Origin of the sequence: Actinomadura verrucosospora (genome assembly GCF_039540335.1) — a bacterium.
Taxonomy (GTDB): Bacteria; Actinomycetota; Actinomycetes; order Streptosporangiales; family Streptosporangiaceae; genus Spirillospora; species Spirillospora verrucosospora.
On record NZ_BAABEV010000021.1, the window covers coordinates 94,079 to 113,139 of the forward strand.

Annotated in this window: 16 protein-coding genes and 1 riboswitch; of the genes, 11 read left to right on the forward strand and 5 right to left on the reverse strand. The window is 72.6% G+C overall.

The features are described 5' to 3' along the window. Positions 1-111 precede the first annotated feature (111 nt). Genes ABD944_RS22770 through ABD944_RS22780 form a run of 3 tightly spaced genes read left to right on the forward strand, consistent with a single transcriptional unit; the run spans position 112 to position 2,478 of the window. Positions 112-1,098, forward strand: coding sequence for a hypothetical protein (locus ABD944_RS22770; RefSeq protein ID WP_345179563.1), 987 nt, complete (start codon positions 112-114; stop codon positions 1,096-1,098). Between the two features lie 26 nt (positions 1,099-1,124). Further along, positions 1,125-1,886 carry a class I SAM-dependent methyltransferase gene (locus ABD944_RS22775; protein WP_345179565.1) on the forward strand — a complete coding sequence of 254 codons (762 nt, stop codon included), beginning with the start codon at positions 1,125-1,127 and terminating at the stop codon, positions 1,884-1,886. 10 nt (positions 1,887-1,896) lie between these two features. Next, positions 1,897-2,478 (forward strand): methyltransferase domain-containing protein, encoded by a 582-nt coding sequence (locus ABD944_RS22780; RefSeq protein ID WP_345179566.1) that lies wholly within the window; start codon positions 1,897-1,899, stop codon positions 2,476-2,478. A 125-nt stretch (positions 2,479-2,603) separates the two neighbouring features. On the opposite strand, the gene ABD944_RS22785 is transcribed toward ABD944_RS22780, so the two are convergent. The 4 genes from ABD944_RS22785 to ABD944_RS22800 all read right to left on the reverse strand — a co-directional run bounded on the left by ABD944_RS22785 (position 2,604) and on the right by ABD944_RS22800 (position 4,932). After that, positions 2,604-2,819, reverse strand: a complete 216-nt coding sequence (locus ABD944_RS22785) for a hypothetical protein (protein ID WP_345179568.1) — start codon at positions 2,817-2,819, stop codon at positions 2,604-2,606. Positions 2,820-2,928: 109 nt separating this feature from the next. Then, positions 2,929-3,762, reverse strand: coding sequence for an exodeoxyribonuclease III (locus ABD944_RS22790; RefSeq protein WP_345179570.1), 834 nt, complete (start codon positions 3,760-3,762; stop codon positions 2,929-2,931). A gap of 25 nt (positions 3,763-3,787) precedes the next feature. After that, complete coding sequence (locus ABD944_RS22795; protein ID WP_345179571.1) at positions 3,788-4,585, reverse strand: hypothetical protein; 798 nt, start codon at positions 4,583-4,585, stop codon at positions 3,788-3,790. Continuing rightward, positions 4,582-4,932: a hypothetical protein gene (locus ABD944_RS22800; RefSeq protein WP_345179574.1), complete on the reverse strand. Its 351-nt coding sequence runs from the start codon at positions 4,930-4,932 to the stop codon at positions 4,582-4,584. Before ABD944_RS22800 ends, ABD944_RS22795 begins: the two co-directional genes overlap by 4 nt. Positions 4,933-5,248: 316 nt before the next feature. On the opposite strand from ABD944_RS22800, the gene ABD944_RS22805 reads away from it, so the two are divergent. The 3 genes from ABD944_RS22805 to ABD944_RS22815 all read left to right on the forward strand — a co-directional run bounded on the left by ABD944_RS22805 (position 5,249) and on the right by ABD944_RS22815 (position 10,480). After that, complete coding sequence (locus ABD944_RS22805) at positions 5,249-5,854, forward strand: hypothetical protein (RefSeq protein ID WP_345179575.1); 606 nt, start codon at positions 5,249-5,251, stop codon at positions 5,852-5,854. 220 nt (positions 5,855-6,074) lie between these two features. Further along, the gene (locus ABD944_RS22810) at positions 6,075-7,223 is read left to right on the forward strand and encodes an FKBP-type peptidyl-prolyl cis-trans isomerase (protein ID WP_345179577.1); all 1,149 of its coding nucleotides are present in this window, start codon (positions 6,075-6,077) and stop codon (positions 7,221-7,223) included. A 215-nt stretch (positions 7,224-7,438) separates the two neighbouring features. After that, entirely contained in the window at positions 7,439-10,480 is a 3,042-nt protein-coding gene (locus ABD944_RS22815) for a transglycosylase domain-containing protein (RefSeq protein WP_345179578.1), read from the forward strand. Between the two features lie 16 nt (positions 10,481-10,496). On the opposite strand, the gene ABD944_RS22820 is transcribed toward ABD944_RS22815, so the two are convergent. After that, the gene (locus ABD944_RS22820; protein ID WP_345179579.1) at positions 10,497-10,871 is read right to left on the reverse strand and encodes a hypothetical protein; all 375 of its coding nucleotides are present in this window, start codon (positions 10,869-10,871) and stop codon (positions 10,497-10,499) included. 49 nt (positions 10,872-10,920) lie between these two features. Continuing rightward, positions 10,921-11,036, forward strand: a riboswitch (SAM riboswitch). 42 nt (positions 11,037-11,078) lie between these two features. Here ABD944_RS22820 and ABD944_RS22825 point away from each other — a divergent pair. From ABD944_RS22825 to ABD944_RS22845, 5 genes are all read left to right on the forward strand, one after another. Continuing rightward, on the forward strand, positions 11,079-12,338 hold the full coding sequence (locus ABD944_RS22825) for an aminotransferase class V-fold PLP-dependent enzyme (RefSeq protein ID WP_345179580.1): 1,260 nt from the start codon (positions 11,079-11,081) through the stop codon (positions 12,336-12,338). 111 nt (positions 12,339-12,449) lie between these two features. Then, a complete protein-coding gene (locus ABD944_RS22830) occupies positions 12,450-16,463 on the forward strand; it encodes an SseB family protein (protein ID WP_345179582.1) in 4,014 nt (1,337 codons plus the stop codon). After that, positions 16,460-16,828, forward strand: a complete 369-nt coding sequence (locus ABD944_RS22835) for a hypothetical protein (protein WP_345179584.1) — start codon at positions 16,460-16,462, stop codon at positions 16,826-16,828. The genes ABD944_RS22830 and ABD944_RS22835 overlap by 4 nt, the downstream gene beginning before the upstream one ends. Before the next feature lie 121 nt (positions 16,829-16,949). Further along, complete coding sequence (locus ABD944_RS22840) at positions 16,950-17,945, forward strand: hypothetical protein (RefSeq protein ID WP_345179585.1); 996 nt, start codon at positions 16,950-16,952, stop codon at positions 17,943-17,945. A 553-nt stretch (positions 17,946-18,498) separates the two neighbouring features. Next, positions 18,499-18,918: a hypothetical protein gene (locus ABD944_RS22845; RefSeq protein WP_345179587.1), complete on the forward strand. Its 420-nt coding sequence runs from the start codon at positions 18,499-18,501 to the stop codon at positions 18,916-18,918. Positions 18,919-19,061 lie beyond the last annotated feature (143 nt).

The window sequence follows — 19,061 nt, forward strand, 5'->3', positions numbered from 1 at the left end:
GGCGCTTCGCTACGATCGAAGCGCCAGCAACTGCCACATCTAGGGCGAGTGATGACAGCGGACGGCGAGCCTCGGTCTCTCTCCGACATCACCAAGGACATGGGACTCAACATGTCCGACGTTGCGGCCTTCTCCGGGCTCGACGAGAGCACGGTCTTCCGGTTGTGGGACAACGTGGAGTGGCTCGACCGGGTCAGCGGGCGGTCGCTGCAGAGCCTCATGTCGTCCGTGCCGGGCATCGCCGAGTACTCGATGGCGCACGCCGTCCGGAAGAGGCGCGACGGGCTCGTCGCCGACCTGCACCGCGAGGGGCTCACCGTCGACCTGGACGCCCTGCAGAACTCGGCCGTCGCCCAGCAGCACCTGCTGAACGCGCTGGAGGCCGGGCTGCACATCATGCGCGGCCAGGCGACGCAGAAGACGTCCTCGTTCATCGCCCGCTTCTGGGGCCGCGAGCAGGACACGGCGCTGGAGGCGCTCTACTCCACCAAGGCCGGCCAGGGCCTCCTGGAGGACCCCCAGAAGCTCTACGACTCGTCCATCGACCTGGCCCCGCGGCTGAACCGCAAGACCTACTCGTTCCACTCGATCCTCGCGCTCAACATCCTCACGCACCAGGTCAGCAAGGTGACCGGGGCGCTGGAGGCCGACCTCGGCTTCGAGGTGCCCGGCCGGCAGACCGCCTTCATGATGCGCGGCGTGGTGATGGGCTCGCTGATCAGCTCGAACGACTTCGACCTGGCCGAGCGCTACCGCCAGGAGCTCGACGCGACGCCCGTCTACGCGGCGCTGGAGGAATGGTCGTTCCCGACCTACACGCGAGACGGCCGCATCAGCAGCGACTTCACCCTTCCGAGCTCCCTGTCGCTGCGCAACACGGCCGCCGAGGTGCTCCGCGAGATCGCGGTCTACAACGACGCCTACCTCTACTACCTGGCGTCCACCTACATTCCGCTGGCGCTCAGACGCGACCCGGCGTTCGGCGGAAGGCTCCCCGAGCTGATCCAGGCGCTGGAACTGCGCGTGGTCGACTGCCGGGACAGAAGGATCAGACAGACCTGCAACACGCTGGTGCGGCGGCTCAAGGGCATCGCCTGAACCAGGCTTTGGAGAATGGGGAGCCGGTGGAGGACACGGCGCAAGCCATCGCGAAACTGACGCGGGCGCGATGGGAGGCGAACGCGCAGTACTGGGTCAAGATCATCCGGGAGCGCCGCGACCGGTACCGGACGGAGCTGACCGACGCCGCCGTCCTGGACGCCGTCGGCGACTGCGCCGGCCTCCGCGTCCTGGACGCCGGATGCGGCGAGGGCTACCTGGCGCGCAGGCTCGCCTCCATGGGCGCCGAGGTCACGGGCGTCGACGCGGCTCAGGGCCTGATCGACGCGGCCTCCTCGCACCCGGCGCAGGGGGGCAAGGCCACGTTCACCCGCGCCAGCGTCGAGGACCTGCCGCTGGAGGACGACCGGTTCGACCTCGTCCTGTGCAACCACCTGTTCAGCCACCTGCAGGACCCGACCCGCGCCATCGGCGAGTTCTCGCGCGTCCTGCGCAGCGGCGGGCGGCTGATCCTGCTGACGCTGCACCCCTGCTTCTACGTGGAGAACGCCGAGCAGGGCGCGGCGAGCAGCGTCCCGGCGGCGCAGTACTTCACCCCGCGCGGCATCGACCAGCGGTTCATGGTGGACGGCCTGGAATCCCCTTCGATGATCACAAGCTGGCTCCGGCCGCTGGAGTACTACGCTGGAACGCTCCGAGACGCCGGATTCGTCATCGCGGACCTGCGCGAACCGCATCCCACGGAGGAGCAGCTGCGGGACGACCCGTGGTGGCGCAAGGGCTTCCCCACGGCCATGTTCATGCTCCTGATCGCGGAGCGCCGTTAGAGTCGTCCCCATGGAGGACGTGCCGGCGGAATTAACGGGGCATCCGGACAGGCTCCGGTGGAACGAGAAGTACGCGGAGTCGTCCGGACCGTCGCGGGCCCACCCGCTCGCCGAGCGCGCGCTGTCGCTCGGCATGCCCGACGGCGAGGTGCTCGACCTGGCGTCCGGGCCGTCCGGCAGCGCCCTGCTGGCCGCCTGGACGGGACGCCGCGTCACGGCCGTCGACATCTCCGAGATCGCCCTCGCGCGGCTCGGCGCGGAGGCCCGGCGGCGCGGGCTCGGCCCGCTGGTCACGCTCGTCCAGGCCGACCTGGGCGCCTGGCGGCCCGGCCCTGACAGGTACGCCCTCGTCCTGTGCACGGGGTTCTGGGACCGCGCCGTGTTCGAGCGCGCCGCCGGGGCCGTCCTGCCCGGCGGCCTGCTGGCCTGGGAGGCCTTCACCGAGGCCGCCCGCCGCGACCGGCCGCGGCTGCCCGCCGAATGGTGCCTCAGACCCGGTGAACCCGCCTCGCTGCTGCCCGACGGCTACACCGTCCTCGACCAGTACGACGACGGCGGCAAGCGCCGCTTCCTCGCCCGCCGCGGCGACTAGCGCCTTTCACTCGGGCCAGAGGGAAGATGTTCCGGCGAGCGGGCGCGTGAAGCAGCCACTCGCCCGCCGGAACACTAGCTCACCTGTCGCAGGACGGCAGAACCGTCATGCGTCAGCCCTGGGGCTCAGTTGCCCAGGTTCTTGAACGCCTCGACCACCGGCGCCCACGGGTCCGGGGTGTCGGAGTCGGCCTGCGCGGGCGCCTCGTCGGCTCCGGCCGACCCGGCCGCGCTGCCGTGCGGGACGTTGCTGTGGCCGCTGCTGTGCGGGACGTTGCTGTACCCGCCGCTGTGCGGGGCGTTGCTGTACCCCCCGCTGTGCGGGGCGTTGTCGATCGCCATGATCAGTTTCCTCCATCTCGATTGCGCCCTGCTGGAAATGATCAGCAGGACCTTGCCCTGGACCGTGCCGCCTTCGGCACGATCCGCAAGGCGCGAGGCGGGGGGCGGGTCAGTCGAGGTCGACGACGACCGGGGCGTGGTCGGACGGGCCCTTGCCCTTGCGGGCCTCGCGGTCCACGTAGGCGGAGGCGACCCGTCCGGCGACGTCCTCGCTCGCGTAGAACAGGTCGATGCGCATGCCCATGTCCTTGTGGAACGCGCCCGCCCGGTAATCCCAGTACGTGTACGGGTGGGGCCCCTTCTCGATCGTCGGGACGACGTCGCGCAGACCGAGGGCCCGCAGGTCGGCGAGCGCCTGCCGCTCGGGAGGCGTGACGTGCGTGGAGCCGACGAAGACGGCCGGGTCCCACACGTCCTCGTCGGTGGGGGCGACGTTGTAGTCACCGCAGGCGACCAGCGGCGTCCCCGCGGCCAGTTCCTCCGCGAGCGCGTCGCGGAGGGCCGCGAACCACGCGAGCTTGTAGGCGTAGTGGGCCGACTCGGGGGTGCGGCCGTTCGGCGCGTACAGCGACCAGACCCGCACGCCGCCGCATGTGGCGCCGATCGCGCGGGCCTCGGGCGCCAGCAGGACGGGCTCGTTCAACGCCATCTGCTCGTCCTCGCCTTCGGCCCCCGCCTCACCCGCGTAGGCGGGCTCGCCCGGAAAGCCGTTCGAGACGTCCTCGATGCCGACCCGCGAGAGGACGGCCACACCGTTCCACCGCCCGTCGCCGTGCGCGGCTGTGGCGTACCCGAGTTCCTCGACCTCCGCGGCCGGAAAGAGGTCCGCCCGGCACTTGGTCTCCTGGAGGCAGACCACGTCCGGCTTCGTCTCGTCCAGCCAGGTGAGAAGGCGCGGGAGGCGTGCCTTGACGGAATTGACGTTCCACGTCGCGAGGCGCATCCCCCAAGCCTGCCATCCGGAAGACCTAGGACGGGGTCAGGTTGCAGTCGGGAACCCAGCCGACGACGCCGGTGGCCATGTTCCGCCCGTAGATCCAGAAGTTGCTGGTCACCCCGTTGTCGCAGGAGTAGTAGTCCCAGGGGCCGCTGCCGCGGATCGCGTCGAACTTCTGCCCCGGATAGCCGAGCCCGACACGGCGGGCGGTGTTCAGGGGGTTGTCCCAGATGACCACGCCGGGAACCCGGAAGTCGGGATACGCGCGGTGGTGCGAGGCCGCGATCCTGCGCGAGGCCGCGGTCCTCAGGCGGCCCTCGGGGTTGGCGTAGGTCGAGCACACCCGGGGCCGGGCCGGCAGTTGGACGCAGACCCGGAACGAGCCGCCCCCGAACCAGTCCGGGGTGTTGACCGACGACGCCCCCATGGGCACGGTCGCGCGCTCCCCCCGGGAGCCGTGCTCCTCCTGACCCGACACCTCGGAGCCGACCGGGGCGTCGCGGATGTCGGCGTGCCATGATCTTTGGCCGGGGTGGTACCAGAGCGTGCCGACGGCGTCCTCCTGCCGGACGGTGCGCAGCGCCCACCAGGGAGCGGCCCTCGATCCGGTGCCGGCCCATCCCCCGAGGGCGGACGGGGCCGGCCGGTGCTCCCGTCCGGCCGACGCCTCGGCCGACGGGACGGGTCCTGTCAGAGCCGCGCTCGCCACGGCGACGACTGCGGGAAAAGCAAGAACGATCTTCTTGGACGGGCGCACGGGCGCTCCTTCCTGCTCGTGGTGGGCGGCGGGGGCGCGGGGCGGCACGACGGGACGGCGCGGCGGCGTCACGGCCGCTCCTGGATGAAGCAGTCCGAGACGTAGCCCTCGACCCTCGTCCTGTTGTTGATCACATAGGTCCAGTGGTCCTTGACGTCGCCGTTCGGGCAGGTCACCGGGTCGGCGAAGCTCTGACCTCCGTTCCAGGTGTAGCCGTCGCCGGGGTTGCCGATCCCGCGGACGCGGCCGTCGAGCCGGGGGGTCGCGCGGATCCTGACACCGGGAACGGTGAAGTCACCGGTGCGATCGGCGACGCGTGCCGGGGCGGCGTGCCGGGCGGCGGGCGCCGGGGAGGCCATGGCGGGCGCCGCCGGAATCGCGGTGATCACGACGGCCAGAGCGCTGACGGTCTTCAACATGGTTCGCCTCGCCTGGAGTGCCGATGGAAACTCTCTTGCCCCTCCACATTGCGGCTACTTAGAGTTAATGGACAACCTCATGGCGTGAACATGCCAGCGATTGAACCGTCAACGGCAGGGGGCGGGAAGCCGCCCTCGGCGCGATGCCGGAGTGGGGAGCCGCCAGGTGACACGGTCAGGCGACGGAGGGAAACGGCCCCCGCGGCGCACCGAAGCGCGCGAGGCCGTGGGGCAGGCCCTGGAGGAGGCCGGTTTCCATGCGGCCCGAGGTCTGCGGCCTCCGACCCAGCGCGTGGATCCGCCCAAGGTGGGGGCCGTGGTCGCGCGCCTCGCGGACGCCACCGAGCGGGAGTTGCTGACCTTCGACGATCCGTCGGGCTGCGTCAGGCAGGGCGTGCCCGAGCGCATGCTCCTGCACGCGGCCCAGTGCGTCCGTCGCGCGGCCTCCCAGGTCCCCCGCCTCCGCCAGATCACCTCTCCGCAGGGGCTGGCCCACGACACCGCTCTGGAGACCATCCAGTGGCGCAACGGCGGCGAGGCACGCCTCGTCGAACAGGTCCCCTTCCGCCTGGCCGTGTTCGACCGCACGACGGCCGTCATCCCGCTCGATCTGGACGTCTTCTACAACGGCATGCTCATCATCCGCGACCCCGCGGTGGTCAGGGCGTTGACCCGGATGCACCACAGCTCCTGGATGTCCGGTGACGAACTCGTCACCGACCGCGACCCGGACCAGCCGCCGGCCCACCTGGTCCCGGTCCTGGTCACCCTGCGGGACGGCCTGCCCGACCACGCCGCCGCCGCGCGCCTGGGGCTGTCGGCGCGCACCTACGCCCGGCGGGTCAGCGAACTGCTCACCCTCCTCGGCGCCACGAGCCGTTTCCAAGCCGCGATCACCGCTCAGCGCCGCGGATGGATTTGAACGTCCGTCCGCTGTTACCGGCGGTGTGGAGGCGTGTGTCACCCCTCCGGCGGGGATATCCTGACGCCTTCCCCTGTCCCCTGCCAGACGACACCGCTCCATGCGTGACCGGTAGATTGCGGGTCGGCCTCCTTTACCCGGTTTTCACGCTGTGCTTAGCCCGGCCCTGGAAGGGTGGTCACGGTTGTGGTGTCGTCGAACCCGGAGCAAGTGAGGAAACATGTCCGAGGATGACAAGCCCCGGGGCAAGCCGGCGGTCAAGGCGAAGGCGAAGATCCCGAACGCCCAGAGCATCCGCAGCCCCGAGTTCACCCCGCACGGCATCAGCGCGGGCCGCGGCAGCGGGCTGAACCGGCCGTCCGCGCTGACCGCCAAGGAGGCGAAGAAGCGCCGGCTGATGATGATCGCCGGGATCGTGGTCGTCGCGCTCGCGGTCTCCGGCGGGGTGTACTGGTGGGTCAGCCGCCCCGGCCCGAAGGTCGAGGTGACCGGCAAGTTCGCCGCCGAGCCCAAGGTCGAGATCCCCACGAAGCTGGAGCCGACCAAGACGCTCAAGGTCAGCACGCCGATCAAGGGCGGCGGCCCCGTCGCCGCCGAGGGCGACACCGCCTACGTCCAGTTCGCGACCTACAAGTGGTCGAGGGCCAAGGACGAGGAGAACTCGCGGGTGAAGAGCACCAGCGAGAAGGTCCGCTCGTCCTACGAGGAGGGCCAGCAGCAGGGCGGCGGCGGCCCGATGCACCTCGTCATCGGCAAGAGCGGGCTCAAGGACATCGACAAGAGCCTCGTCGGCAAGTCCGCCGGAAGCCGGCTCGTCATGCAGCTCCCGCCGTCCAAGGAGCTCACCCAGCTGAGCCCGCAGCAGATCACCGACAAGGACGCGATCCTCTTCATCATGGACGTCCAGGCGGTCGTCCCGAAGAGCCAGCAGCCGCAGGGCACCGCGCAGAAGCTGGACGACAAGTCGCTGCCCAAGGTCGAGGACAAGGGCGCCGGCAAGGAGCCCAAGGTGACGGTCCCGGACGCGGACGCGCCCAAGAAGCTCCAGGCCAAGACCCTCGTCGCGGGCAACGGGCCCGCGCTGGCCAAGGGCGACGAGGCGGTCGTCAACTACACCGGCAAGATCTGGAAGTCCGGCGACAAGTTCGACTCCAGCTGGGACAACAAGCAGCCCGCGACGTTCCCGATCGGCATGGGGCAGACCATCCCCGGCTTCGACAAGGGGCTCACCGGCGCGAAGGTCGGCAGCCGCGTGCTGCTCGTCCTGCCTCCGGACGAGGGCTACGGCAAGAAGGGCAGCCCGCCGAAGATCAAGGGAGACGACACCCTGGTCTTCGTGGTGGACATCCTCGCGAAGGTCTACAAGTGACCTGACCCAGGCGCGGCCGTGCGCGAGAGCGGCGGGGCACCCGGTCGGGTCCCCGCCGCTCGGCTTTTCCCGAAAGGCCGCACGCTGCGACATCCGTCACGACAACCGGCGAGGCGGATTGCCCGTCCTCCTTTGGGAGAGCGCGGATGCGCATTGGCGGCCGACGCACGGATTCCCTCAGGTATCGTCTGTAACGCAATAAACACGGGGGGCTTGTGAGCGACAGCGAGAAGATCCCGGAGCGCCAGGAACGCTCCGGGACGGGCCAGGCGGACCGGCGCGAAAGCGAGGCCGGGGCACCGGCCGGCACGGACGGTCCCGCGACCGCCACGCTGACCGCGGACACCGAAGCCGCCACCGGAGAAACCGCCGGTGACGCCGAATTCGTCGACGAGGGCGACATATCTCGAAACGGCGATAAGGAGCCCGAAGAGGCCGCCGGCGCGAGCGGGGGACCCGATTCGCCCCCCGCCGATAACGCCACGGCCTCCGCCGATTCCGGCCCCGGCGCCGACGAACCCGCCACCGAGGCGCCGACCGCCCCCGCGGAGGCCGCCCCCGAGAACGACGCCGCCGCGTCCGACCAGGCCACCGCGCCCGACGTGATCGCGACGCCCGGCGAGACGCCCGCGTCCCACGAGCCCACCGCGCCCGACAACGACTCCGCGACCGGCGAAGCGACCGCCCCGGGCGAGGTGACCGCATCCGACGGACCCGCCGAGTCCGGCCAGCCCGACGCACCCGTCGAGGCCACGCCCGCTGCGGCCACCGCGTCCCGCGAGGCCACCGCGTCCGCCGAGGCCGCGCCCGGCGAGGCCACCGCTACGGGCGAGGCGACCACGCCCGGCGAGGTGACCGCATCCGCCGAGGGGGCGCCTGGCGAGGTGGCCGCGTCTGGTGACGGTGGCGCGGCGGGTGGGGCGGCCGCGTCCGATGAGGCGGTTGTGACCGGTGATGTCGCCGCGTCTGGTGATGCCACCGCGGTTGATGGTGTCGATGGGGCCGTCACCGGAGATACCAAGAGCATGGCCGCCGCCTCGAAGCGCGACTCGACCCCGCGCGGCTCCCAGGCCGGGGGCCCGCCGCCCGGGTCCGGACCCGGGCGCGGCAAGGGCGGCGGGGGCAAGGGGCCCGGCAAGCCGCGCAGCCGCAGGTCGCGGTTCCTGCGCCGTGCGCTGTTCCTCATCCTCGGCTTCATCGGGTTCTGCATCGCCGCGTTCGGCGTCGCCTACCTGTTCACGCCGGTGCCGTCGGCGCAGGAGCAGGCGATCGCGCAGGGGCCGACGTTCTACTACTCCGACGGCAAGACGCAGATCGCCAAGACCGGGATGAACCGGGACGCGGTCAAGCTCGACAGGATCCCCGAGAGCACCCGGGCCGCGGTGATCGCCGCGGAGAACCGCAGCTTCTACGACGACCCCGGGGTGTCGGTCCAGGGCACGGCGCGGGCGCTGTGGTCCACCGCCACCGGCAAGCAGCTGCAGGGCGGCTCGACGATCACGCAGCAGATGGTCCGCAACTACTACGGCGGCATCGGCAAGGACCGCTCGGTCACCCGCAAGCTCAAGGAGATCATGGTCTCCCTGAAGGTGGGCCGGGAGAAGGACAAGGACTGGATCCTCGAGCAGTACCTCAACACCATCTACTTCGGCCGCGACGCCTACGGCGTGCAGGCCGCCGCGCACGCCTACTACGACAAGGACGTCTCGAAGCTGACGCCGGCGGAGGGCGCCTACCTCGCCGCCGCGATCCAGCAGCCGAGCAACTTCGCCGACCCGACCGGCCCCCGCCGCGCCTACTCCGAGCAGCGCTGGCGCGCGATCCTCGGCAACATGGTCCGGGACGGGGCGCTCACCCAGTCCGAGGCGGCCTCGCTGACCTTCCCGGCCCCCGGCAAGGAGAAGATCACCGACGTCCTCAAGGGCCAGCGCGGCTACATGGTGAACGTGGCCAAGAAGGAGCTCACCGAGCGCCGCGGCTACAGCGAGGACGAGATCAACCGCAGCGGGCTGAAGATCACCACGACGTTCGACAAGCGGCTGATGGACGCGATGAAGCAGGCCGTCGCGAACAACGCCCCGAACGGGATGAGCAAGAAGATCCGAACCGGCGTGGTGTCGGTCGACCCGAAGACCGGGCAGGTGGTCGCCTTCTACGGCGGCCGCGGCTACCTGGAGGAGGCGCTGAGCAGCGCCTTCGGCGACTGGGCGCAGGCCGGGTCGGGGTTCAAGCCGATCGCGCTGGCGGCCGCGCTGGACGACGGGAAGACGCTGTCCACCAGCTACGACGGCAGCTCCCCGCAGTACTTCCACGGCGCGTCCATCCACAACGACAGCAACGAGAACTTCGGGACGGTCAACCTCGTCACCGCCACCGAGCACTCGATCAACACGGCCTACGTCAACCTCGGCCAGGACATCGGCAACAAGAAGATCGCCGCGATGGCCGAGAAGATGGGCATCCCGGCGGCGCGGATGAATCCCGAGCAGCGGGACGCCGCCACGTTCCCGCTCGGCATCGTGTCGCTGCACCCCGTCGAGCAGGCCAGCGTGTACTCGACGTTCGCCTCCGAGGGCGTGCACCGGACGCCGTTCGTGGTGAAGTCGGTCACCGACAACGAGAACCACAAGCGCACGTTCACCGAGAAGGGCGAGCGGGCGTTCAGCCAGCAGGTCGCCCGCGACGCCACCTACGCCCTCCAGAAGGTCGTGCAGGGCGGCACCGGCACCGGCGCGCAGCTGCCCGACGGCCGCGACGTCGCCGGGAAGACGGGCACCACCGACGAGGGCCGCGCGATCTGGTTCAACGGGTTCATCCCGCAGATGGCGACGACGGTCGCGATGTTCCGCAGCGACGGCAAGCCGCTGAACATCCCCGGGTACGGCGCGTACGGCGGGCAGCTCCCGGCCCAGATCTGGCGCTCGTACATGGCGGACGCGGTGAACATCAAGGGCTACGAGCCCGACTCGTTCGGGGAGCCGTCGATGACCCCCGGCAGCGGCTGGGGCGGCCCGACGCAGGACACTCCCCCGAGCGGCCCGCAGCCGCCGGACACGCGCGGCCCGGTCCGGCCGCCGCCGTCCACGGAGCAGCCCGACCTTCCGACGCCCCCCACCGACCTGCCGACCATCATCCCGCCGCAGGATCCCGGCGGGGGCGACCCCGGTGGCGGACCGGGCGGCGATCCGGGCGGCGGACCGGGCGGCGACCCCAACGGCGGAACCGGCGGCGGACCGCTGGGCGGGACCGGCGGGTAGCCGCCCCCGCGGCCCCTCAGTCGCAGGCCTTGCCGATGACGGCCGGCGTCTCCCTGATCACGCTGTCGAGCCGGGAGACGTCGCCGTCGCCGACCCCAGGCGCGGCCTCGCGGAGCCTGCCCGCCTCCGCCTTCAGCGCCTTGCCCAGGTCGGCGTCGTCGGCCTGCTTCGCGAGCCCGTCGACGCGTCCGGCGAGCTGCTCGGTGGCCTGCCGCCACTGCGCGGGCTCGGCCGCCGGAACGCTCCGCACCTGGGTGACGTACTGCTGGAACGCCTTCTTCGTGTCGGTGCACACCTGGGCGGAGTTGCCGCCGCCCAGCGCCCCGCACCCGCTGAGGGCGCCGAGCACCAGCGCGCCGCCGGCCAGCGTCCGAACCACCCGGTACCGCATCGCACCCTCCCCTTGATCCCCGTTCGGCTCCGCATATACTTCCGCATGAGGTCATGAGCGCCAGCGCGAAGCCCCGGCTTGCTGGCCGGCAACCCTTCGTCCGCGATGGGGTGCCCCGGGTGAGGACCTGGCCGGACGCGCACCGCGTTCCGGCAAGCGCGGATCCCGGCCGGCATCCCGGGGTCCCTGACCCCGGAAGGTCCAGGCATGCCCACGCTGCTCGCCCGCTCCCCCATCACGCCTGCTGTGACGCGCCCGGAGGGGGTCCGGGTTCGCCCGATTCCCCGCGTCATCGGAGCGGACGTCCCGGTCCCGGTGCGGGACGGCCGCCGCGTCCCCTACGCCAACTTCGACTACGCGGCCAGCGCGCCCTGTCTGGAGGCGGTGCACGAGGCCGTCGCCCGCGCGCTGCCGTACTACAGCAGCGTGCACCGAGGCGCGGGGTACGCGTCGCAGGTCACGACGTCCGCCTACGAGGACGCGCGGGAGACCGTGCGGTCGTTCCTCGGCGCGTGGCGGCGCGCGGCCGTGGTCTTCACGCGCAACACCACCGACTCGATGAACCTGCTCGCGCACGCCGTCCCGGCCGGGACGAGCGTCGTCGTCTTCGAGAGCGAGCACCACGCGTCCCTGCTGCCGTGGAAGCGCGCCGTGCGCCTCCCGGCGCCCGCCACCCCGGCCGAGGCGCTGTCGGCCGCCGACCGCGCGCTGCGCGCGTGCCCGATCGGGTCGCGGCTGCTCGTCGTCACCGCCGCGTCCAACGTCACCGGCGAGCTGTGGCCGATCGAGGAGCTCGCGCACGTCGCGCACCGCAACGGCGCCCGCATCGCGGTCGACGCGGCGCAGCTCGTCCCGCACCGCCCCCTGGACATGACCGCGCTCGGCCTCGACTACGTCGCGTTCTCGGGGCACAAGCTGTACGCGCCGTTCGGTGCGGGCGTGCTCGCCGGACGCGCCGACTGGCTGCGCGCCGCCGAGCCCTACCTCAGGGGCGGCGGCGCCAGCGCCTCGGTCGGGGAGACGACCCGGTGGGCGCCCTCCGCCGAGCAGCGGCACGAGGCGGGCTCCCCGAACGTCCTCGGCGCCCTCGCGCTGGCCGCCGCGTGCGAGACGCTGACCCCGGCCTGGGACGACCTGGCCGTCCGGGAGGAGGCGCTGGTGGAACGGCTGCGGTCGGGACTCGCGGCGCTCCCCCACGTCAGGGAGCTGACGCTGTGGGGCGAGCGGGCGCCGCGCGTCGGGATCGTGTCGTTCACCGTGGACGGCTGGAACGCGCGGGACGTGGCGCTTACGCTGTCCGACGAGCATGGCATCGGCGTCCGCGACGGGAAGTTCTGCGCCCACCCCTTCGTCCGGCACCTGCTGGGCGAGGACCGGAGCGCCGTCCGCGCGAGCATCGGCATCGGGACGGAGGAGGAGCACATCGACCGGCTCCTCGCCGCCCTCGCCGCGTTGACTGCGCGCTGACAGCCTCTGACCTGCGAACTCCCGCGCGCAGTCAGATGATTATGCTCTTTGGTCCTGTTCGCCCATGTAGCGTAGGCAGTCGCGCGGGGACGAGCACGCTAGAAACAGGGGGTGGCGACCGTGGCCGACGCGTGGCGACCCACGTCGGAACTGGAGCACCGACTGCAGGAGACCGTACGGGCCGGCGACCAGGAGAGCTACTTCCGCCTCCTCGGGGACGCCGACCTCGTCGTTCCCGTCCCGCCCGACCTGGTGGACGGCGTCCTCGCGGGGGAGGCGCAGCCGTCGTGGCCCACCCAGGAGGAGGACGGCCGGATCCACGTCCTGGCCTACACGTCGGCGGCGGCGATGCGGGCGTGCCTCGGGCCGTCCTACCAGCACTTCATGACGGTGCGGTTCGGCGACATCGCCGAGACCTGGCCGGACGACCGCTGGTGGCTCGCCGTCGACGTTCCCGCGCGCGGCGTCCCCGCCGCGCTGCCGATCGAGGCGCGGCTGCCGTCCTGGTTCGTCCGGCAGGTCGCCGACGGCGACGGCCGCCCCCCGCAGGTCGGCCGCGCGTCCCCGCCGTGGGAGGAGCTGCGCGACCAGCACCGCGAGCTGCCCCGCGAGGCGCCGCGCCCGGAGTTCCAGCCGGCCAACGACGTCGAGCGCGAGCTGCTGCGGGCCGCCGCGAACAACGACCACGACCTGTTCCTGCAGACGCTGGCGGCCACCGACGTGCTGCTGCCCGTCCCGGACGACATGGACTTCTCGCTCCGTCCGGGCCGTCCCGGCTTCCCGTGGCAGACCCGTGAGGTCGACGGCTCCACCGTCGTCCCGGTCTTCACCTCGCCGGAGCGGCTGGCCGAGGCGTCCGGGCCCGGCACCGAGCACATCGCGCTGCCGTTCACCGTCGTGCTGCGCTACTGGCCGGACCCCGACTGGCTCCTCGCCATCAACTCCGGCTCGCCCGCGGGCGGCACCGTCCTCGCGCAGCAGCTCCCCGGCCTCGCCACCTGGGCCGACCAGCGCGCCGCCCAGCGGATGACGGACCGCTTCGAGCCCCAGAACGACATCGAGCAGCGCCTCTTCGACGCGGCCCGCCGCCGCGACACCGAGACCTTCTTCAAGATCATTCTCGGCGCCCAGGTGCTCGTCCCCGTGGACGCCGAGACCCCGTGGGGCATCGTCCCCGGTGACCCCGACTTCCCGTGGCGCCCCGTCCGCGTCCACGGCCGGACGTCGATCCAGATCTTCACGTCGCTGAGGTGGATGAACGAGGCGATCGGCACGTCGCGCTTCATCATGCCGAGCCTGCTGGAGATGGTCACCGCCTGGCCGGACGCCTCGTGGACGCTCGTCCTCAACCCGGGCACGCCCATCGACGCGTCCATGCCGGGCGAGCAGGTCCGCACCCTCAGCGGCCCGCCCGCTCCCCCGTCCGCCGCGACCCCGCCGCCCCCGGCCGCGCCCTCGGTGCCGGTCGCCCCCGCCGCCCCGGCCGACCTGCGCGCGTCCGGCCCGGGCCGCCACGCGGGCCCGCCCGTGCCGGACGAGCCCGCCGTCCCCGCGCCCGTGGAACCGGGCCGCCACCACGCCGGAGCGCCCGGCGGCCCCGCGCAGCCCGGCCTTCCCGAAGCCGTGCCCCCGGCCCCCGCGCACTTCGGCGAGGCGCCCGCTCCCCGCCCGGCCGACGAACCCCGCGCTCCCCTGCCCGGCGTTCCGGGAGAAGCGGCCCGCCGCCTCGCGGACCCGTCCAGCACCGCCGTCGACCCGGGCCACATGCCCGGCCTTGAGCCAGCGGCCGCGCCCAGCCCGTCCGGCGAGGTCGCGGAGCCGGACCCCCCGGGCCCCGGACCGGCCGTGCCGGAAGACGCGGGCGCCCCTCTCGGAGACGCGCGCGGAACGACCAGCCCCACCGGCGGCTTCGCGGAGCCCGGCCTCCCGCCACCCGCGTCCCAGAACACCGGTCCCCTCAGTGCCGCGCCAGGTGACGCCGGCACCCCCACCCCGCCTGGCGGCGCCGCAGAGCCTGGTCTTCCCGGGCCCGCGCCTCAGCACCCCGAGACACCGGCCACCGGGCCGAGCGCGCCAGAAGAACCGGGCCGCACGCACGCTGACCTGCCCGTCACCACCGCTCTTGGCACGGCCACGCCATCCGGCGACGCCGCAGAGCCGGGCGTTCCCGGGCCTGCGCCTGAGAACAGCGGGCCTCTCGACGCCAAGCCCGGCCTGCCAGACGACGCGGGCCGTCCCTACACGGCCGCACCGAGCACGGCCCCTTCCGACACGTCCGGCCCGTCCGGCGGCGGCCCTGAGCCGAGCCTTCCGGAAACCGCCTCTCAGATTCCCGCCACGCCCGCCGGTCGTCCCCACATCGACGCGCCTGCCCCTGGCACGACCACTCCGTCCGGCGGAGTTGCAGCACAAGGCAGCGAGCCGCCGACCAGCGGATCGGGCGCGCCAGAGAGCACGACTGCGGTCCCGGGATCGGATGCGCCCGCCGCCCCCGCACCTGGGGCGACCACCCCGTTCGGCGGAGTCGCAGAGCCTGGGCTTCCCGGGGTCGGAGCTCTAAGCAGCGAGCTGCCTAACACCGGATCGGGCGCGCCGGAGGACGTAAGTCCCCACCCAGGCGCGACGGCACAAGGCTCCACGACGGCGGGACCAGGGCCGGACGCGCCCGCCGCCCCGCCTGGCACCGGCGTTCCTCAGGGCACCGGGCCTTACGGTGCCGCGCCTGGCCTTCCCGGTGACGGGTCTCAGGGCAGCGAGCCGCCCAACACGGGGCCGGACGCGCCCGGTGTGCCGTCCGGCACGGGTGCCACCGGATCGCTCGGTGCCGCGCCCGCCCCCGGGGCCGGACGAGGCGGCGGCCTGCCGGAAGGCGCCGACCGCCGTGTCGCGGGGCCCGTCGCACCTCACGAGGTGGCGCGCACCGGTCAGGACGCGGGCGTCCAGAGCAGCGAACCTCCCGGCGCCCCATCTGGCGCCCCGGGAGAAGCGGCGCCGGGCGGCCTCGCGGCGGTCCCTCAGGACGCTGCACACCCTGGCCAGGCGGAGGCAGGCGGGGGCGAGGACGGCGCGCCCGCCGGAGAGCCGGGGGCGGGACGGTCGCTGCACGCCGTCGAGGAACCGGAGCCCGCGTTCGAGCCGGGGAACCGGATCGACCAGGAGCTCTACGAGGCGGCTTCCGGCGGCGACTCCGACGCGTTCCTGCGGGTGCTGCTGAACGCGAACGTGCTCGTGCCGATCCCCGATGACGCGCCGCTTGAGGTGACGCCCGTCCAGCGGGAGTTCCGGTGGGACGCGGCGCTGCGGGACGCGGTGTCCGTCCAGGTGTTCACGTCGATGGTCCGGTTGCGGGAGGTTCTGCCGCAGTCCCGGTTCGTCTACGCCGACTTCCGGGAGCTGATCGGCGCGTGGCCCCGGGAGGACTGGGCCATGGTGCTCAACCCGGGGACCCACATCGGGGCGTCGCTGCACGGCGACCAGGTGCGGTCGCTCAGCGAGTGGGCGGTGCGGGTCGGGCTCGTGCAGGCGCGGCCGGAGGTTCCGCTGCCGCCGCCGCGGCGGGAGCCGGTGCCGCAGGCGCCCACCGACCCCGAGGACCGCGTCTCGTCGCCGGCCATCATGCAGAAGGTCGTCCCGCACAGTCACGTCTCCTGGTACCTGGAGCAGGGGTACGACCGGGTCGGCGGCTTCGTCCACTCCACGAACGACGTGGCCGAGTTGCAGACGCCCTCCCAGCTCTACGAGGCGCTGGGGCTGCTGTTCCCCGACTCCTCGTTCTCCCTCGACGACGAGGGCGTGTACGTCATCCGGTGGCCGGCGTACTGCCCCGACCTGTACCGCGTCCCGTTCGGCGGGCGCGACGAGGAGGAGATGGCGTCCTGGGGCGAGTCCGGCTGGGTCATCGAGCGGCCGCCGTTCACGGGGAGCGGCTTCGCGCCGGGAAGCGCCGGGTCGATCCGCGAGTACAAGGTGACCAGCGTCCGGCTGCCGTACGGAGCGGAGATGTACTACATCGGCAGGGACCGGTCGGAGCGGTTCATCGCGATGTACGACCCGGACCGGCTCGCCTGGCTGCGGCCGGACGCCGGCGCCGAGGCGTGGGACGGACGGACGGAGGCCGCGCAGTGATCCGGGACGGGTACGTCGCGCGGTGGCTCGGCCGCGACTTCGAGGCCGCGCCGGGCGCCGACGGCGAGATCAGGCTGTACGCGCCCGGGCTGACGGACGGGTTCGAGGAGCTGCGCCCGGGGCGCTTCCGCCGCATCGTCCCCGCGTCCGAGGTCGAGGAGCTCCGCTATGTCCGGACGACGTGCCGCTGGCGCGGCGAGCGCTTCGTCATCGTCGGGGAGCACGAGACGTGGCTGCGGGTCGAGTACGCGGGCGGGCGGGCCCCGGTCGCCGAGAGCCTCGGGCTCGACCGCGTCGACCAGGGCATCTGGCAGGCCTGGGCGCCCGGGTCGGAGATCGAGGACGTCCGGGAGGAGTTCGTCTGACCGGGCGGGGTTGATTTGCCCCTTGGATCCGTGTTCGCATGTGTGCCGAGGCGATCCCTCGGACGGAAGCGCTCAACGGCGACGCGACGGAGGTGCGGCGGCAGTGATCTGCCGAGCGACGGTGAAACCGATCTTTGTTGGGCTCGGCACGGCGGCCATCCTCGCCGCCGGCGGCGCGTCCGCCGTGGCCGACGAGACGCCCTCCCCCTCAGGGTCGGATCCCGCGTCCCCCGCGACCGGCAAGCTCACGGTGGACGTCGCCTCCACGGCGGCCAGGCTGGACCCGGGCGGCTCGCTCGACATCACGACGACGGTCACCGCCGTCGGCGGCGACGTGGCGAACATCAAGGTCACCAACATCACGGCGACCCTCAAGGGCACGGCGGTGACCGGTGACTGCGGCGCGCCGTTCGAGTCGGCGGGGTGCGCCGTCGGCGACCTCGCCGCCGGGAAGAGCGGCACGCCCGTCACATCGCATGTGACGGTCCCGAAGGAGGGGCCGAAGGAGACGGCGGTCTACACGATCATCGTGACCGTCGACGCGACCGACCTCGCCCCGGTCGCCGGGACCACGACGTTCAGGTACGTCGTCCCGTCCAAGCCGCCGCCCACGAAGACGCCGACCCCGACCCCCTCGAAGACGCCCACGAAGTCGCCGTCGCGCAAGCCCACGAAGCCGTCGCCCACGCCCTCGCACTCCACGTCCTCCAGGACGTCGCACGGCGGGTCCGGCAGTGGAAGCGGCTCCTCGGGGAGCGGGAACGGCACGGGGACGAACGGGTCCGTGCAGACGTCGCCCAACGCGTCGTTCGAGCCGCAGAACCCGCAGGTGGCGTTGCCGTCCATCCAGGCGCCCAACCCGTCCGTCGCGCCGAGCCCGGCGCCCGGGGCGGAGACGCCGCAGAGCCGCCTCCAGGGCAACCAGGCGCCCGTCGCGCAGGATCTGACGTTCGAGCGGATGGCCAGCACGCAGATCGCCTGGCTGGCGGCGCTGATGGTGGCGTTCTCGCTGCTGCTGACGCAGCTGCGCCTCGGCCGCCGCCGCGCGCCGGTGGGGGCTCCGCGGCGGCCCCGGGGAACGCACCGCCGACCGCGGGGCGGCATGTTCGGCCGCTGATCTCCGCCGCGCGCGCCCTTCACCCGGGCGATCAGCGCAGCTCACGCGCTGGTCACGCTTTCGACGGGTGGCTCGCGTTCGTTGGAGGCATGCCCCGAGGAACTCGACCGCCGGTACCCCGCACCCCATCGGGCTCCGGAAACGGCGGATTCTCGAATGAGAATCTCACAAACGCCTTTCCGGGGCGCGGAGAACGGGACCGGAAATACTCACGCACGGCGACGCCAAGGGTCCGAGCCTATGCGAACCGTCTCCCGGCGAAACCGATGAATGACGACAAGAACCGCGTAGGCCGTGAGGCGGTTCGGCACCGGCGGGCCCGTTCCAAGGCAAGCGAATACCCCTGTTCACGCAGCGCGCCTTGACGATCGTCGGCGGGCGGGCGGCGCGTCCGGCGAAACGGCGGCGACCGCGCGCCGTTCCTTCGGCAATCAGGGGCCCGGCCCGGCAACTCGCCGGACGGAAGCGGTTTGAGGCTCCCGGGAATGGTTACTTTCCCGGAGCGGCTGTTCCTTGCCAGCGCCCTTGCTGCCCCCGGAAGAGGTGACCGGTAATGGAAATTCGGACAAACGGTGACGTACCGAACCAGGACGAGATCGTTGAGCTGCGCGCCCGAGCGGAGGCCGGCGACCGGAACGCGGCCGGACGCCTCGGCGAGCTCCTGGCGAAGCACGGCGACCTGGCAGCCGCTCTGGACGTGTGGGCCCGCGCCTACGGCGACGCCGCGCCGACGACGAGGCGGCTGGCCGAACTGCTGGCCGACCGCGGCGACCTGAGGGCCGCCGTGGAGGTGTGGCAGTTCTCCGACCCGGTCCGGCAGAACCCGTCCGGCCTCCACGAGGAGTTCATGGCGGGCCTCGACATCGAGGAGCGCGTCGACTGGGACGACGACCCGGAGGACTGGGCGTTCATGGAAAGGGAGCGGCTGGCCCGGCTCCTGGCCGACCGGGACGACGAGGCCGCCGTCGCGTAGCCGCCGGCGCGGCGCCCCTCCCCGCCAGGAGGCGCCCTCCGCGTGAGGGCACGGCGGGCGAGCGGCGGCCGCGGCGGCCGCGGCGGCGTCGAGACGCTCGACCCCGCTCAGATTGGCCGGAATTCCATTTATGGATGTCCTCA

Excerpts from the sequence above, each read along its gene's own strand:
- ABD944_RS22770 (WP_345179563.1), top strand. The coding sequence starts at position 112 with ATGTCCGACGTTGCGGCCTTCTCCGGGCTCGACGAGAGCACGGTCTTC.
- ABD944_RS22780 (WP_345179566.1), top strand. The coding sequence starts at position 1,897 with ATGGAGGACGTGCCGGCGGAATTAACGGGGCATCCGGACAGGCTCCGG.
- ABD944_RS22785 (WP_345179568.1), bottom strand. The coding sequence starts at position 2,819 with ATGGCGATCGACAACGCCCCGCACAGCGGGGGGTACAGCAACGCCCCG.
- ABD944_RS22790 (WP_345179570.1), bottom strand. The coding sequence starts at position 3,762 with ATGCGCCTCGCGACGTGGAACGTCAATTCCGTCAAGGCACGCCTCCCG.
- ABD944_RS22800 (WP_345179574.1), bottom strand. The coding sequence starts at position 4,932 with ATGTTGAAGACCGTCAGCGCTCTGGCCGTCGTGATCACCGCGATTCCG.
- ABD944_RS22810 (WP_345179577.1), top strand. The coding sequence starts at position 6,075 with ATGTCCGAGGATGACAAGCCCCGGGGCAAGCCGGCGGTCAAGGCGAAG.
- ABD944_RS22820 (WP_345179579.1), bottom strand. The coding sequence starts at position 10,871 with ATGCGGTACCGGGTGGTTCGGACGCTGGCCGGCGGCGCGCTGGTGCTC.
- ABD944_RS22825 (WP_345179580.1), top strand. The coding sequence starts at position 11,079 with ATGCCCACGCTGCTCGCCCGCTCCCCCATCACGCCTGCTGTGACGCGC.
- ABD944_RS22845 (WP_345179587.1), top strand. The coding sequence starts at position 18,499 with ATGGAAATTCGGACAAACGGTGACGTACCGAACCAGGACGAGATCGTT.